This is a genomic window from Novosphingobium sp. Fuku2-ISO-50, assembly GCF_001519055.1.
In the GTDB taxonomy this organism is placed as follows: domain Bacteria; phylum Pseudomonadota; class Alphaproteobacteria; order Sphingomonadales; family Sphingomonadaceae; genus Novosphingobium.
The window spans coordinates 165406-178692 of record NZ_KQ954286.1 but is presented as its reverse complement, the minus strand read 5'-3'; the positions used below and the strand labels follow the sequence as shown (position 1 = coordinate 178692).

Sequence of the window (13287 nt, the reverse complement as noted above, 5' to 3'; positions counted from 1 at the left end):
TAACAGAATATCAATGCGTCAAATTCAGTCAGATGGACCCGAGGCAAATCCCGCCACCAGTCGCGCTCTTGTTTCGACGCGATCAAGGCGGAGCGGATTTTGTCGCAGCCGGCCCAATTCTTCGGGCGTGTAGGGCTTGAAATCGGCCGGGACATGCTGCGGGTCGAAGCGGTAGAGAGTCCAGTTGAGCAAATTGGCCAGTCGCTCGTTATCAAGATTGGTCGTGGCCACTCCGGGCACGCGACCAAGAAATTCGCGCCCGCCCGGCACTGTCAGAAAGCGCGCGACGATACCGCGCATCGGCGGATTGGATTGATCGTCGCCGCTGCCGTCGGGGCGGTGGCAGCCCTGGCATTTGAGCATGTAATCGACGTGCGCCTGATTTTCGTCATGGACGCCGGGAATTGCGCCCGGTGCAGCGGCCCCGACGGCCAGGCCGATCAGCAGCAGCAGGACCGGGCGCCGTGTCATTTTGCCGCGCCGTCCTGTTCGATCCGGGCATGAAGCGCGGCCAGATCGGCGCCGCTCACTTTGCCCGCGTCGCCCGCATAGCCGGCGACTTCTGCGGTGGTAAACGCGCGGAACGGCGGGCCGTCATGCGTGATCTGCGTACCCAGATGATTGAGCACGGCGGCAATATCGGCAGCGTCCAGGCCCGATTGCGCGGGCATGAAATTGCGATAGGTCTGTCCGTCGACTTCGAGCGGGCCCGACAGGCCGGTCATGACCACGAGCGCGAGATAGCGCCGACCGTCAGGCCGGGCCGCCAACACCCGCACATCGCGATTGAGCGCGGGGAAGGCGCCGGGCAGGCCTGCGCCGGTGGCGGTGTGGCACGCGGCGCAGCGGCCAAAGATCGCCGCGCCGTCGGGCGCCGGGTCTTCGGCATGGACCACGGCTGCCGCAGCCAGGATTACAGGGAGGATGAGGGCAAGAACCGGCTTCATTTGGGATGATCCAGCGCGACGCCGACGATGACCGCAGTCGAGCACGAATAGACACTGCTCTTGGTGCCGAGGCACCAGTTGTAATCGTTGTTGGATTGCGTACGCACTTGCGGGCGATCGCCTTCGTTGCGGTTGCACAGGCATTGGCCGCACGAGGTCGTGCCGCAACAGTCGTTATAACTGATGATATAGGCGCGATTATCGGCGGGGTTGGTGCAGGTGCCGATCCAGGTGATCGGGCTCATTTCGGTGCCCGGCGGGCACGCGCTGACCGAGCCGCCGCAGCAGGTGCACAAGAAACCGTCTATCGCGCAATAGCGCCAGTAATCGCAACTGGTGCGGTCGCCGGGGTCCTGGATATTGGCCGATGCAAACGCCTGATGCGACGGGCCTTCGGGATGCGTTGCGGCGCGCGCCACGGGCAGGACCGGAAAGACGGCGGCGCCGGTCATGCCGAGGCCGAGCTTGGCCAGCAGGCTGCGGCGCGAGGTGCCGCGCGCGATGGAGCGGGTGAAGTGTTCGGCGATCTTGTCGAGTCCGGCCATGGCTCAGGCTTCCTTGGTACGCTTGGCAAGGAATTCCTGGATCGAGGCGACCCCGTGTTCCTTGGCGACAAACAGGCTTTCAAGATGTTCGCGGCTGTTGACGAGGCCGGTCGAGGCGACGCGGCCGCTTTCATCAATCAGCACGGCATAGGGCAGCTTTGACACGCCGAATGCGCGGCCCAGCGCTTCGGACAGGGCCATCGGCATGTCTTCGAGCCCATGTGCGCGGGCCAATTTGCGGTAGCCGTCCGCCGCGCCATCGCCGGCCAGCACGACATCGAGCCAGCCGCTTTCCGCCTTTGCGGCAGAGCGCAGCACCGGCAACAGCGACTTGCACACCGGGCAATCGGGCGAAGCGAAAAACACGAGCTGGCTGCGCCCGTCGCGCTTGCCGCCGATTTCGATCGTCGGTCCGGCAGTGGTGACCAGCGTCATCGGCGTTGCCGTTTCGCCGGCCTTGACGCTTTGCGGCAGAGTCAGCGCACCGGCAGGGGCGATCCGTTCGTGGAGAATGCCGACCTGCCGCGCGAGCGCGATGATCATCACCGCTTCGGCGATCACGACGGCCCACAGCATGATTTGCGATACGATCATCACGAAGTCCTCGAACAAGTGGGCGCGATGGCGATGAACACGACGAGCGCGCGCATCATTGCACCGGGGTGATGACGATGGGGTTGAACGCGACCGTGGCGCCGAGCGTGCGGACAAATGCCCCGCTGGCGGCATCATAGATGTCGATCACCCCGTCTGCGCGCGATAGCACGAGATGGGGCACGTCTTCGCGTGTGACCGCGACCGCGATCGACTGCGCCTTTAGCGGAATGCGCGCGAGGCGAACCTTTTTGACCGGATCGAACACCCAGACTTCGGTGCCGCCGTCCTTGTGGCTGCCTTCGCGACCGGCGGGGTTCATCAGGATATAAAGCCTGCCGGCAGCATCGGCGTTGATGACCTGCCAGCCGCCGGGGCGCCATTCGGGCGCGCCGCCTTCGGCGGTACCGACGCTGAACGGGCCGGGGATGACTTTGGCCAGCGTGCCGGAAAAGTCGAAGCCCTGAATCAGCCCGCGCTGGCTGACGAACCAGGCCGTCTTGCCAACCCAGGCGGGCGTGCTGAACAGCGCCTGATGGTCGATATCCTGCACGGCCTTGATCGTGGCCGAGCTGACCGCCTTGCCGGTTTCATCGAGCGCGACCGAAAACAGCGAACCGTCTGCGCAAAAGCTGGAAAAGCCGCGCGCACCGGTGGGATAGATCTGCGAACAGCCGGGCAGGTCGATTTCACCGAGCACCTTGCGCGCATCGAGATCGACCACGCTGACCGATTGCGCCGGGGTGAAATTGGCGATCAGCGCCCATTTCTCGTCATTGGTGAACTGAAACAGCTGCGGATACGTCACCGATTGCTGACGCTTTCCGCCGGGCAGGACCACTTCGCCCTTGGGCTTGAGATCGGCCATGCTCCAGAACGTGATCGCGTCGGTGCGGTCGCCGTGGTTGAGCCGGGTGTAAAACGTTTCGGCGGTCAGGATTTCGCCGCGCTTGGTCGACAGCAGCATATTGCCGAACTGTGCGTCGCGCACGATGCCCTTCAACGGCTGATTGGCAGACGCGGTATCGACCACCACGACACGGCCGTCGATGATCGCGTTGAAATTGAAATCGTTGATCAGAACCCAGCTTTTGGGCCAGACCTTCGGCAGGGCCGTGACGGCCGGGATCGGCTCGTTGGGCAGGGGGCTGGGATAGGCCGCGCCATCCGCCAGCGCCGGCTGCGCGGCCGCAAGGCTCAGCGCGGAAGAAAGCAGGCCGACAAACCACCGCATTGCTCAAGTCTCCACCAAAACGAGCCGCCAAACCCCAACGCGGCTTCTGAACGGGAGGATGATGGAACAGGGGTAAACTTGTCAACTGACCTAAATATGTTTAGTGACCTAAATTGAGATTGGCCTTGTGTGGCCTTCGCGAGGAAAATTTCCCTATGTCGCAAGCGGATGATGCCTCTGCCGAGATGCCCGACCTGATCGTGCCCGAGCGCGCAAGCGGGTATGTCAAAGGCAACGAGACGCGCGAGGCGATCCTGCGCACCGCGCTTTCGATCCTGATCGAGGAAGGCTGGCAGGCGATGTCGATGCGCCGAGTCGCGACCGACTGCGGGATAAAGTTCGGCAATTTGACGTATCATTATCGCACGCGCGAGGATCTGGTGCGCGAACTGCTCGACGCGGTGATTTCAAGCTATGAGCGCGAATTCACCACGATAGTCCATCGTCCGGACCTCAGCCCGGAAGAGCGGCTCGATCGCTATTGCCGACTGATCCTCGACGACATCCCGAGCAAGAAGACAACGCGCTTTTTCCCCGAATTGTGGGCATTGTCGAACCACGACCCATTCGTTCACGACCGGATGCACGAATTGTACGCCCGCGCGCGCGCGCCGCTCGGCGGCATCATCGCCGAAATGCGCCCCGATCTGTCACAAGAAGAGCGCGACACGCTCGCCCTGTTCATTTCCTTCTCGATGGAAGGATCGACCATGTTCGCCGGGTTTGAAAAGCCCATTGTCGACCGTATTGCACTGATCAAGCGCATCGCGATCGGCAGTTTCGTCGATCTCGTGCGGAATTATCGCTCTGTTGGGGCGGAATAGCGCGCGGACCATGCATTCCGGCATGATCCGCGTGCCGGTATCGGCTATTGCGCCAGTGAGACTGGGGCAGCCGGTGCTGTGGGGGCCGATGCTGCCGGGGCAGTCTTGCTTGCGTCGACCGCTTTCAGGCTTTTAGCCTTGAAGTCGGCTTCGCTGGCCGGGCCGAGCACGGGGCGGCCAGCCATGATCCCCATTTTTACATGGCACGAGACATATTGCACTTCGCCGGATTCGACCTGGACGTTGAGCGTGTCGGTCGCCTCGCTCTTGACCGAATAGGCGTGCTTGCCCGGCTCGGCTGCCAACACGAAATAATGCCCCGGCGGCAGGGAGCTGACCTTGGCGCCGTTTTCGTGCACCGCGCAGCTGATTGCCGCGCCAATGAGCGTGCCGGAGCGGAAAAATACCACTTCGCCTTTCCCTGCGGGCGGCGCCGGCACGACTTGCTGGGCAGCATCTTCAGCCAGCGACGGCGTGGATGAAAGCACTGCGCACAATGCAATGGCGCGCAGCATGGCGCGTTTGACAATCGGGGTCATTGGTTGGTCCCTTCTGTTGTTGAGGGCTTTGGTGCCGCCGCGTTGACAGGCGAAATCACGAAGTCTTCTGCGGTCTTGGCCATTGCACGGGTTCCCGACGCGACCTGGGTCTCACCGCCCTTGATGAACATGACGAACACCCCGACGATGGGCACGGCACCTGATACAGCGACTTCTTTGCTGTGGTCTTCGCCGGTCTGGCCGATGTGCATCGAGCGCAGGCGCAGCGCCCGGCCATCGATCATCAGATTGTGCGCGATCAGCATGAGCATGCCCGAGGCACCGCCTAGCCCGCTGCGCCTGGCATCGAGCACTTCGCCTTCACCCGATGCACCCGCAGGCACCACGACCCGGCCATCGATGGTGATCGGCTGCGCCAGACGGATGGGAAAGATTTGCCCGGTCTTGGTGGTCCGGCTGCTGAGATCGGCCAGCACTTCGACTTCCACCGGGGTCAACGCCGGAATGGTGATTGTGGTTGCAGGTATCGGGGGCGGGACGACCAAGGCTTCCGACGTGGCTGTCTGGGCAACTGTCGCGCTCGTTGTGATCGCAACCGCAGCGGCAATCATCATCAAGTGCAAACAGTTCTGTGCGCCACGCCCGGCATTTGTCGCGCGAGCGATACCAGCATAAAACGACAAAGTCGTGCCTCCACAAACAGCGCAAGCCGTTCCCGCCCTTTCGCGGGAAATGACAGGGTCCACGACCACCTGATTACAGGTCTTGTTCTTGAGGTCTTGCCTAACCGCCACCCCATGGGGGCGCAAGTGGCTTCTTGGATTGTTACGAAAAGTTGCTCCAAACAGGATCTATTTGCGGGAGGCGCGCACAATGGGTTCATCCCATCAGCCGATAGCCCACGCCTGGCTCGTTGCGCAGCAGGATGGGCGTTGTCGGGTCGGCTTCGAGCTTGCGGCGGATGCCGCGTGCGGCGACGCGCAAGTATTCGACGTCGCGTTCGTGGCCCGCGCCCCAGACTGCGCGCAGTAGCTGGGAATGGGTGATCACGCGGCCGGGATGCTTGGCGAGTTCGGCAAGCATCCCGTATTCCTTGGGCGTGAGGTGCACTTCTTCGCCCGCGCGGGTGACCAGTCGGGCCGACAGGTCGATCGCGACATCGCCGAGCACCACTTTTGCCGAGCGTGCTTCGGCGGCAAGGCGGTGGCGCAGCGCAGTGCGCAGGCGGGCGTGGAGTTCTTCGCTGTCGAACGGCTTGATCACATAGTCATCGGCGCCAAGATCGAGCGCGGTGACTTTCTGGTCGGTATCCTCGCGCGCGGACACGACGATCAGCGCGGTTCCGGCGGCCTTGATCAGGGGCACCAGTTCCAGCCCGTCGCGATCGGGCAGGCCGAGATCGAGCAGCACCGCATCGGGCTTGTCGATCGCCAGCGCGGCAAGCGCGGCGCGCGCGTCGGCGGCCTCGATCACCTGGTATCCCGAGCGGGTCAGCGCCGCGTGAAGCAGTCGGCGGATCGCCGCATCATCTTCGACGACCAGCACGCGCAAGGGTTTCATGCCGGTTCCTCTGCATTCGTCAGGTGCGCATCGTCAAAACTGATGGTGAAGCAGGCGCCGTGCGTGCTGGCGCGATTGGCGGCCGATACGGACAGCCCCATCGCGGTGCAAAAGCCGCGCACGATCGCCAGGCCAAGCCCGGTGCCGCCTTTGCGATCCGAGCCTTCGATGCGCGCAAACGTCTCGAAAATGCGATCCTCTTCGCCGGGCGGGAGGCCGGGGCCTTCGTCCATGACCATCAGTTTCAGCAGACCCGGTTCGCGCTGCGCGGCGATCGTGATCGGGGTGCCCGGTTCGCCATACTTGGCGGCGTTGTCGATCAGGTTGATCAGGCACTGCTGAAACAATTGCGGATCGACCAGTACAAACGGCAAGTCGGGCGATACGTCCATGTGGATCGGATTGGCGGTCAGCCGCGTGCGCAGATCATGCACCGCCCCGGCAATCGCGTCGGCGAGATCGACCGGCTCGCTGCTGCGGGTCAGCACGCCCGCCTCGATCCGCGCCATGTCGAGCAGATTGGCGACAAACCCGCGCAAGCGCTCGGCCTCGGCGCGTGCGGTGCCCAATTGATCGGCCTGAACCGGGTCGGCGGGGCGGATCGCGTCGAGATTGCCGATGATCGCGGTCAGCGGCGTGCGCAGATCATGGCTGACCGAGGACAGCAGCGCGGTGCGCAGCCGATCCTGTTCGCGCAGTTTGGCCACGTTGCTCATTTCATGTTCCAGCGCGATGCGTTCGAAGGCCAGGCCCGCCTGATCGAGCAGACTGGACAACAGCGGCATCTGGTCGATCCGCAGCGGTGCGGCGGTATCGTCGCGCGCAATGCCCAGCACGCCCAGCACATGTCCGGTGGCGCCGATCGGCGTAAACAGCCATTCGCAGGCGGTCAGCGTGTCCGACCCGCGCCCGGCGCGGCGGTTGTTGTCGAAGGCCCAGCGCGCGGCGGCATTTTCCAGCGTTTCCATCCGGTTTTCGGGCGGATTGGCCGCGCGGACTTCCAGATTGCCGTTTTCGGGCAAGAGCAGGGCCGCGCGCACATCGAGCAGCCGGGCAACTTCGGCGCAAAGCACCTGGCCCAGCTCCATCTCGCTGCTGATCCCGGTCAGATGGCGGGCAAAACCCGCGAGTGCGCCGTTTTGCGCCGCGCTGTTGCGCGCGAGCAAGGCATGATCGCGCACGCGAGAGGCCATCTGGCTGACCAGCACGGCAATCCCCAACAAGACCATGACCGTGATCAGGTTTTGCGGATCGGCGATCGTGAATGTATAAAGCGGCGGAATGAAAAAGAAATTGTACGCCAGAGACGAGGCCAGCCCGGTCGCGAGCCCGGTGCGCAGGCCATGGCGCGTCGCCGCGACCAGCACCGGCAAAAGGTAGAGCAGCGCGATATTGGTGACATTGCCAAGGCTCGAGATCGAATGGCCGATCAGCGTCACGAGCGCGACCAATCCCAGCGAAATGGCATAGCCTGCAGGCGTGCCCCAGCGATCGGGAGTGATGCGCCGCCCGATCGATGCTTGCGCGGTGCGGGCGCTGTCGGGATTGTCTTCGAGCGTCAGGACATGGACCGCGATCCCCGATCCATGGCGAACCATGCGGTCGACCACCGAGCCGTGGCGCCATTCGTGCCAGCGTGACCGGGTTGCCTTGCCCAGAATGAGCTGTGTCGCGCGCGCTTCGTCGAGATAGGCTGACAGCCCCTCGGTCACGCTTTCGGCGGGAATTGTCGCGGTCTGTCCGCCGAGATGCTGTGCCAGCTCGAGCGTCGCGGCAAGCTGGCGCCGCTCTGCGTCGGACAGGCCCAGTTCGCGCGTGGTTTCGACATGGACTGCGGTCCAGGGCGCGCCCAGAGCATCGGCCATGCGCTTGGCCGACCGCACCAGCCCGCCGCAGCCGGTCTGTTCCGATATGGCGACCACCAGCCGCTCGCCCGCCGCCCATTTGCCCGCCAGCGCATGGGCGCGGACATGGTCGAGCATTTGCGCATCGATCGCCTGTGCCGCGCGACGCAGCGCGAGTTCGCGCAAGGCGGACAAGTTCGACTTTGAAAAGAAATGCGCCAGCGCGCGCCCGGCTTCTTCGGGGACATAGACTTTGCCGTCGCGCAGCCGCTCGATCAGTTCGTCGGGCGGCAAGTCGACGATTTCGAGCTCGGCCTGTTCGAGCACGCGGTCGGGCAGCGTTTCGCGCACGCGCACGCGGGTAAACGACGCGACGACGTCGTTCAGGCTTTCAATATGCTGGATATTGAGAGTCGAATAGACGTCGATCCCGGCGTCGAGCACTTCCTCGACATCCTGATAGCGCTTGTCATGGCGGCTGCCCGGCGCGTTGGTGTGGGCCAGTTCGTCGACCAGCACCAGCGCGGGCCGTCGCGCCAGCACCGCGTCGATGTCCATTTCTTCGAGCGTGCGGCCGTGATGTTCGATCACTTTGCGCGGCACGGTCTCGAACCCGGCGGTGCGCGCCACGGTTTCCATCCGGCCATGCGTTTCGACCAGACCGATCACGACGTCGAGCCCGGCATTGCGCCGCGCGGCCGCGTCATCGAGCATTTCACAGGTCTTGCCCACGCCCGGCGCGGCGCCGAGAAAGACTTTCAGCCGACCGCGCGGGCGTTCGCCCGATCCCGGCCTTGCCCCGCCTTTGGCCAGCGCCAGCGTGCGCAACAGAGCATCGGGATCGGGGCGCGCCGGTTCATTCATCGCGGGCTTTGTGCGCCTTTGCCGACCGCTTTGTCGAGCGCGAGATTGAGCTTGAGCACATTGACACGCGGTTCGCCGATAAAGCCGAACAGCGGCATCTCGACGGCATTGTCGACCAGGGCATAGACCTTTGACGGCGCGATATGGCGCGCGGCGGCGACGCGTTTGGCCTGCCATTCGGCGGCTTCGGGGCTGATGTGGGGATCAAGGCCCGAGGCGGAGGTGGTCAGCATGTCGACCGGCGCGCCGGGGTTGGCTTTGACATCGCCGGTGACCCGGTCGATCAGCGCCTTTGACGTCGGGCCCAGATTCGATCCGCTCGACTGGGTCGGGTCATAGCCCTTTCCGGCGGCGGACGGGCGGCCATGGAAATAACCGTCGCCGGCAAAGCTCTGGCCGATCAGCGCCGACCCGGCGACCTGACCATCACGCGAAACGAGCGAACCGTTCGCCTGATAGGGCAGGGCGATCTGGGCAATGCCGGTAATCGCGGCGGGATAGGCAAGGCCGGTCAGGGCGAACATCAGCCCGGTCAGAACCAGCGCCGGACGGGTTGCTTGGGCAATGTCGGTAAGCATGGGGCGTTTTCCCGAATGTCAGGCAAGATGGAGCGCGGAGACGGCAAGATCGATCGCCTTGATCCCGATGAACGGGGCGATCAGCCCGCCCGCGCCATAGACGGCAAGGTTGCGCGCGAGCAGTGCGCCCGCGCCGATCGGGCGATAGGTCACGCCCTTGAGCGCGAGCGGCACCAGAGTCGGAATGATCAGCGCGTTGAAAATGATCGCCGAAAGGATCGCGCTTTGCGGGCTTGCCAGATGCATGACGTTGAGCGCGCGCAGGCCCGGATAGAGCACGACGAACATCGCGGGGATGATCGCGAAATACTTCGCAACGTCGTTGGCGACCGAAAACGTGGTCAGCGCGCCGCGCGTCATCAGCAGCTGTTTGCCGAGCCCGACGATCTCGATCAGCTTGGTCGGATCGCTGTCGAGATCGACCATGTTGCCCGCCTCGCGCGCAGCCTGGGTGCCGGTGTTCATCGCCACGCCGACGTCGGCCTGGGCCAGCGCCGGGGCATCGTTGGTGCCATCGCCACACATGGCGACGAGCCGCCCGCCTTGTTGTTCCTTGCGGATCAGGGCCAGTTTGTCTTCGGGCGTCGCTTCGGCAAGGAAATCGTCGACTCCGGCTTCGGCGGCGATCGCGGCGGCGGTCAGCGGGTTGTCGCCGGTGATCATCACCGTGCGGATGCCCATGCGGCGCAATTCGACAAAGCGTTCGCGTACCCCGGCCTTGATCACGTCTTTCAGCGCGACCACCCCGAGCAGGCGGCCGTTTTCGGCAACGCCGAGCGGGGTCTGGCCAAGCCGGGCGATGTCTTCGGCATTGCGCTTCAATTCGCTTTTGGCCGCTTCGCTCGCTTGCGGGTTGGCACGGATGATCGAATCGATCGCGCCTTTCTGAATCAGGCGGTCGGCGGTCTGCACGCCTGACAGGCGGGTTTGCGCGGTAAACGGGATCACTTCGGCGCCGGCGGGCAATTCGGCGGAAAGGTCATGACGTTCGCGCGCGAGCACGACGATGCTGCGCCCCTCGGGGGTTTCGTCGGCAAGGCTGGCAAAGAGCGCGGCATTGGCGAGGTCGATCGCCGTGATGCCGTGCAACGGGCGGAATTCCGCTGCGGCGCGGTCGCCGACGGTGATCGTGCCGGTCTTGTCGAGCAGCAGAACGTCGATGTCGCCCGCCGCTTCGACCGCGCGGCCCGATTTGGCCAGCACGTTGAAGCGCACCAGTCGATCCATCCCGGCGATCCCGATCGCCGAAAGCAGCGCGGCGATCGTCGTCGGGATCAGCGTGATCAACAGCGCGGCGAGCACGGCAACCGCGATCTGGCCACCGGCATAGGCGGCCAGCGCCGGGATCGTTGCGACCGCGATCAGGAAAATGATGGTCAGGCCGACCAGCAGGATCGTCAGCGCGATTTCGTTGGGCGTTTTCTGCCGCTGCGCGCCTTCGACCAGCGAAATCATGCGGTCGAGAAAACCTTGGCCCGGCTCCTGGGTAATGCGCACGCGGATATGGTCGGAAATCACCCGCGTCCCGGCGGTCACCGCGCTGCGGTCGCCACCGGCCTCGCGGATCACGGGGGCGGATTCGCCGGTGATCGCCGCTTCGTTGACCGAGGCGACGCCTGCGACGACTTCGCCGTCGGCAGGGATCAGATCGCCGGTTTCGACGAGGACTTCGTCGCCTTTGGCCAGCGTGCTGGCGGAGACCATGTCATAGGCATTGCCGGTGCCGCGCAGCTTCTTGCCGGTCAGTTCGCTGCGGGTGGCGCGCAAGCTGGCGGCCTGGGCACGGCCGCGGCCTTCGGCCAGCGCTTCGGCGAACGTGCCGAACAGGACAGTCAGCCAAAGCCACACGATCAATTGCAGCTGAAAGCCGATCGGCAGCCCGCTTTGCCCAAGAAACAGCAGCACGGTCATCAGCACCGCTACCACGGCAGTGGTGAACATCACCGGGTTCTTGACCAGTTCACGCGGGGAAAGCTTGCGAAACGCTTCGCCGATCGCGGGGATGACCAGCGCGGGCGAAAACATCGACGAGGGAGATGAGGACGAGGGGGATGAGGCGGACGACATGCGTTTTTGCCTTTTACGCAGGATCAGAAAGTCGTGCCGGCCAGCATCGCCATCTGTTCGGCGACGGGACCAAGCGCGAGCGCGGGCAGAAAGGTCAGGCCGCCCACGATCAGGATGATCGCGACGAGCAGGCCGATCCACAGCGGGCCGGTGGTGGGGAACGACCCGGTGGTTTCAGGGGTATATTTCTTCTGGGCCAGCGATCCGGCAATGGCGAGGACCGGGACCATCATAAAGAAGCGCCCGATCCACATCGCCACGGCGAGCGCGCCGTTATAGAACGGCGTGTTGGCGCTGATCCCGCCAAAGGCAGAGCCATTGTTGCCGGTGGCGGAAGTAAAGGCATAGAGGATCTCGGAAAAGCCGTGCGGGCCCTTGTTGGCAATCCCGGCAAGGCCTGCGGGCAAGACGCTGGCCAGCGCCGTCCCGCCCAGAATGCACAGCGGCAGCACGACAATCGCGAGCACCGCCAGCTTTACCTCGCGGCCTTCGATCTTCTTGCCGACATATTCGGGCGTGCGGCCGACCATCAGCCCGGCGATGAACACCGCGAGCAGCGCAAACAGCAGAAAGCCGTAGATCCCCGAGCCAACGCCGCCGACGACGACTTCGCCCAGTTCGATATTGAACATCGGGATCAACCCGCCAAGCGGGGTAAAGCTGTCGTGCATGGCATTGACCGCGCCGCAACTGGCGGCGGTGGTGATCGTGGCGAACAGGGCGCTGGCGGCGGCGCCAAAGCGAACTTCCTTGCCCTCCATATTGGCGCCGGCAAGACCGGCATGGTGAAGCAGCGGATTGCCGGCGGCTTCCTGCCAATAGACAATGCTGACCCCGGCGACGAACAGGATCATCATCGCCGCGAGCACGGCCCAGCCCTGGCGCGTATCGCCGACCGCCTTGCCAAAACACCAGGTCAGTCCGACGCCGATCGCAAAGATCGACAGCATCTGCAGGAAATTGACCAGCGCTGTGGGGTTTTCAAACGGGTGGGCCGAATTGACGTTGAAGAACCCGCCGCCATTGGTGCCGACCATCTTGATCGCTTCCTGGCTGGCCACCGGCCCGATCACCAGCGTCTGGTGCGCGCCTTCGAGCGTGGTCGCATCGATGCTGCTCGCAAATGTCTGCGGCACGCCGCCTGCGACGAGCACCAGTGCGTAGACGCAGGCCAGAGGCAGCAGCAGATAGAGCGTGATGCGGGTCATGTCGGTCCAGAAATTGCCGACGAACTGCGTCTGGCGCCGGGCAAAGCCGCGAAACAGCGCAAAGGCCACGGCGATCCCGGTCGCCGCCGACAGGAAATTGTGCGGCACGAGCGCCAGCATCTGCGACAGGTTCGACAGCGTCGATTCCCCGGCATAGGCCTGCCAGTTGGTATTGGTGACAAAGCTGATCGCGGTGTTCATCGCCAGATCGGGCGACAGACCGGGAAGCCCGCGCGGATTGAGCGGCAACACGCCCTGAAGCCGCAACAGCGCATATGTCGCGAGCGCCGTGGCCAATTGGAACAGCAGCATCGCGACGGCATATTGCCGCCAGTTCTGTTCGCGCGAGGGATCGACCCCGGCGAGGCGATAGAAGCCTCGTTCGACCGGGCCAAGCACGCGCGACAGCGGCGTGTCGCGTCCTTCGTAAAGCGCAAAAAGCCATAGGCCGATCGGCTTGGCCATTGCCACGCACAGCGCAACAAAGGTCGCGATCAAGGCCCAGCCGGAGAGCGTCATGCC

General features: G+C 64.2%; 13 protein-coding genes. 1 reads left to right on the top strand and 12 read right to left on the bottom strand.

Translation table 11 applies throughout. The features are described 5' to 3' along the window. Positions 1 to 24: 24 nt before the first annotated feature. Genes AQZ50_RS03795 through AQZ50_RS03775 form a run of 5 tightly spaced genes read right to left on the bottom strand, consistent with a single transcriptional unit; the run spans position 25 to position 3320 of the window. Entirely contained in the window at positions 25 to 471 is a 447-nt protein-coding gene (locus tag AQZ50_RS03795) for a cytochrome c family protein (RefSeq protein WP_067742848.1), read from the bottom strand. Further along, positions 468 to 947 carry a c-type cytochrome gene (locus tag AQZ50_RS03790; RefSeq protein WP_067742845.1) on the bottom strand — a complete coding sequence of 160 codons (480 nt, stop codon included), beginning with the start codon at positions 945 to 947 and terminating at the stop codon, positions 468 to 470. Before AQZ50_RS03790 ends, AQZ50_RS03795 begins: the two co-directional genes overlap by 4 nt. Next, positions 944 to 1492, bottom strand: coding sequence for a methylamine dehydrogenase light chain (locus AQZ50_RS03785; RefSeq protein WP_067742842.1), 549 nt, complete (start codon positions 1490 to 1492; stop codon positions 944 to 946). The genes AQZ50_RS03790 and AQZ50_RS03785 overlap by 4 nt, the downstream gene beginning before the upstream one ends. Positions 1493 to 1495: 3 nt before the next feature. Continuing rightward, positions 1496 to 2086, bottom strand: a complete 591-nt coding sequence (locus AQZ50_RS03780) for a thioredoxin fold domain-containing protein (protein WP_067743771.1) — start codon at positions 2084 to 2086, stop codon at positions 1496 to 1498. Positions 2087 to 2141: 55 nt separating this feature from the next. Further along, complete coding sequence (locus AQZ50_RS03775; RefSeq protein ID WP_067742839.1) at positions 2142 to 3320, bottom strand: amine dehydrogenase large subunit; 1179 nt, start codon at positions 3318 to 3320, stop codon at positions 2142 to 2144. Between the two features lie 155 nt (positions 3321 to 3475). On the opposite strand from AQZ50_RS03775, the gene AQZ50_RS03770 reads away from it, so the two are divergent. Continuing rightward, a complete protein-coding gene (locus AQZ50_RS03770) occupies positions 3476 to 4144 on the top strand; it encodes a TetR/AcrR family transcriptional regulator (protein WP_067742836.1) in 669 nt (222 codons plus the stop codon). A 44-nt stretch (positions 4145 to 4188) separates the two neighbouring features. Here AQZ50_RS03770 and AQZ50_RS03765 read toward each other — a convergent pair whose 3' ends face one another. The 7 genes from AQZ50_RS03765 to kdpA form a co-directional block, all read right to left on the bottom strand. Continuing rightward, on the bottom strand, positions 4189 to 4683 hold the full coding sequence (locus tag AQZ50_RS03765) for a DUF2846 domain-containing protein (RefSeq protein ID WP_082703391.1): 495 nt from the start codon (positions 4681 to 4683) through the stop codon (positions 4189 to 4191). Beyond that, complete coding sequence (locus AQZ50_RS03760) at positions 4680 to 5258, bottom strand: hypothetical protein (protein WP_067742830.1); 579 nt, start codon at positions 5256 to 5258, stop codon at positions 4680 to 4682. The genes AQZ50_RS03765 and AQZ50_RS03760 overlap by 4 nt, the downstream gene beginning before the upstream one ends. 265 nt (positions 5259 to 5523) lie before the next feature. After that, entirely contained in the window at positions 5524 to 6204 is a 681-nt protein-coding gene (locus tag AQZ50_RS03755; RefSeq protein ID WP_067742827.1) for a response regulator, read from the bottom strand. Beyond that, entirely contained in the window at positions 6201 to 8912 is a 2712-nt protein-coding gene (locus AQZ50_RS03750) for a sensor histidine kinase (protein ID WP_067742824.1), read from the bottom strand. Before AQZ50_RS03750 ends, AQZ50_RS03755 begins: the two co-directional genes overlap by 4 nt. Next, positions 8909 to 9490 (bottom strand): potassium-transporting ATPase subunit KdpC, encoded by a 582-nt coding sequence (gene kdpC / locus AQZ50_RS03745; protein ID WP_067742821.1) that lies wholly within the window; start codon positions 9488 to 9490, stop codon positions 8909 to 8911. Before kdpC ends, AQZ50_RS03750 begins: the two co-directional genes overlap by 4 nt. Positions 9491 to 9508: 18 nt before the next feature. Next, the gene (kdpB, locus tag AQZ50_RS03740) at positions 9509 to 11515 is read right to left on the bottom strand and encodes a potassium-transporting ATPase subunit KdpB (RefSeq protein WP_067742818.1); all 2007 of its coding nucleotides are present in this window, start codon (positions 11513 to 11515) and stop codon (positions 9509 to 9511) included. A 65-nt stretch (positions 11516 to 11580) separates the two neighbouring features. Further along, the gene (gene kdpA / locus AQZ50_RS03735; protein ID WP_067743768.1) at positions 11581 to 13284 is read right to left on the bottom strand and encodes a potassium-transporting ATPase subunit KdpA; all 1704 of its coding nucleotides are present in this window, start codon (positions 13282 to 13284) and stop codon (positions 11581 to 11583) included. Between the last annotated feature and the right edge of the window lie 3 nt (positions 13285 to 13287).

Excerpts from the sequence above, each read along its gene's own strand:
- AQZ50_RS03760 (WP_067742830.1), bottom strand. The coding sequence starts at position 5,258 with ATGATGATTGCCGCTGCGGTTGCGATCACAACGAGCGCGACAGTTGCC.
- AQZ50_RS03795 (WP_067742848.1), bottom strand. The coding sequence starts at position 471 with ATGACACGGCGCCCGGTCCTGCTGCTGCTGATCGGCCTGGCCGTCGGG.
- AQZ50_RS03765 (WP_082703391.1), bottom strand. The coding sequence starts at position 4,683 with ATGACCCCGATTGTCAAACGCGCCATGCTGCGCGCCATTGCATTGTGC.
- AQZ50_RS03775 (WP_067742839.1), bottom strand. The coding sequence starts at position 3,320 with ATGCGGTGGTTTGTCGGCCTGCTTTCTTCCGCGCTGAGCCTTGCGGCC.
- AQZ50_RS03780 (WP_067743771.1), bottom strand. The coding sequence starts at position 2,086 with ATGATCGTATCGCAAATCATGCTGTGGGCCGTCGTGATCGCCGAAGCG.
- kdpA (WP_067743768.1), bottom strand. The coding sequence starts at position 13,284 with ATGACGCTCTCCGGCTGGGCCTTGATCGCGACCTTTGTTGCGCTGTGC.
- AQZ50_RS03790 (WP_067742845.1), bottom strand. The coding sequence starts at position 947 with ATGAAGCCGGTTCTTGCCCTCATCCTCCCTGTAATCCTGGCTGCGGCA.
- AQZ50_RS03785 (WP_067742842.1), bottom strand. The coding sequence starts at position 1,492 with ATGGCCGGACTCGACAAGATCGCCGAACACTTCACCCGCTCCATCGCG.
- kdpB (WP_067742818.1), bottom strand. The coding sequence starts at position 11,515 with ATGTTTTCGCCCGCGCTGGTCATCCCCGCGATCGGCGAAGCGTTTCGC.
- AQZ50_RS03755 (WP_067742827.1), bottom strand. The coding sequence starts at position 6,204 with ATGAAACCCTTGCGCGTGCTGGTCGTCGAAGATGATGCGGCGATCCGC.
- AQZ50_RS03750 (WP_067742824.1), bottom strand. The coding sequence starts at position 8,912 with ATGAATGAACCGGCGCGCCCCGATCCCGATGCTCTGTTGCGCACGCTG.
- AQZ50_RS03770 (WP_067742836.1), top strand. The coding sequence starts at position 3,476 with ATGTCGCAAGCGGATGATGCCTCTGCCGAGATGCCCGACCTGATCGTG.
- kdpC (WP_067742821.1), bottom strand. The coding sequence starts at position 9,490 with ATGCTTACCGACATTGCCCAAGCAACCCGTCCGGCGCTGGTTCTGACC.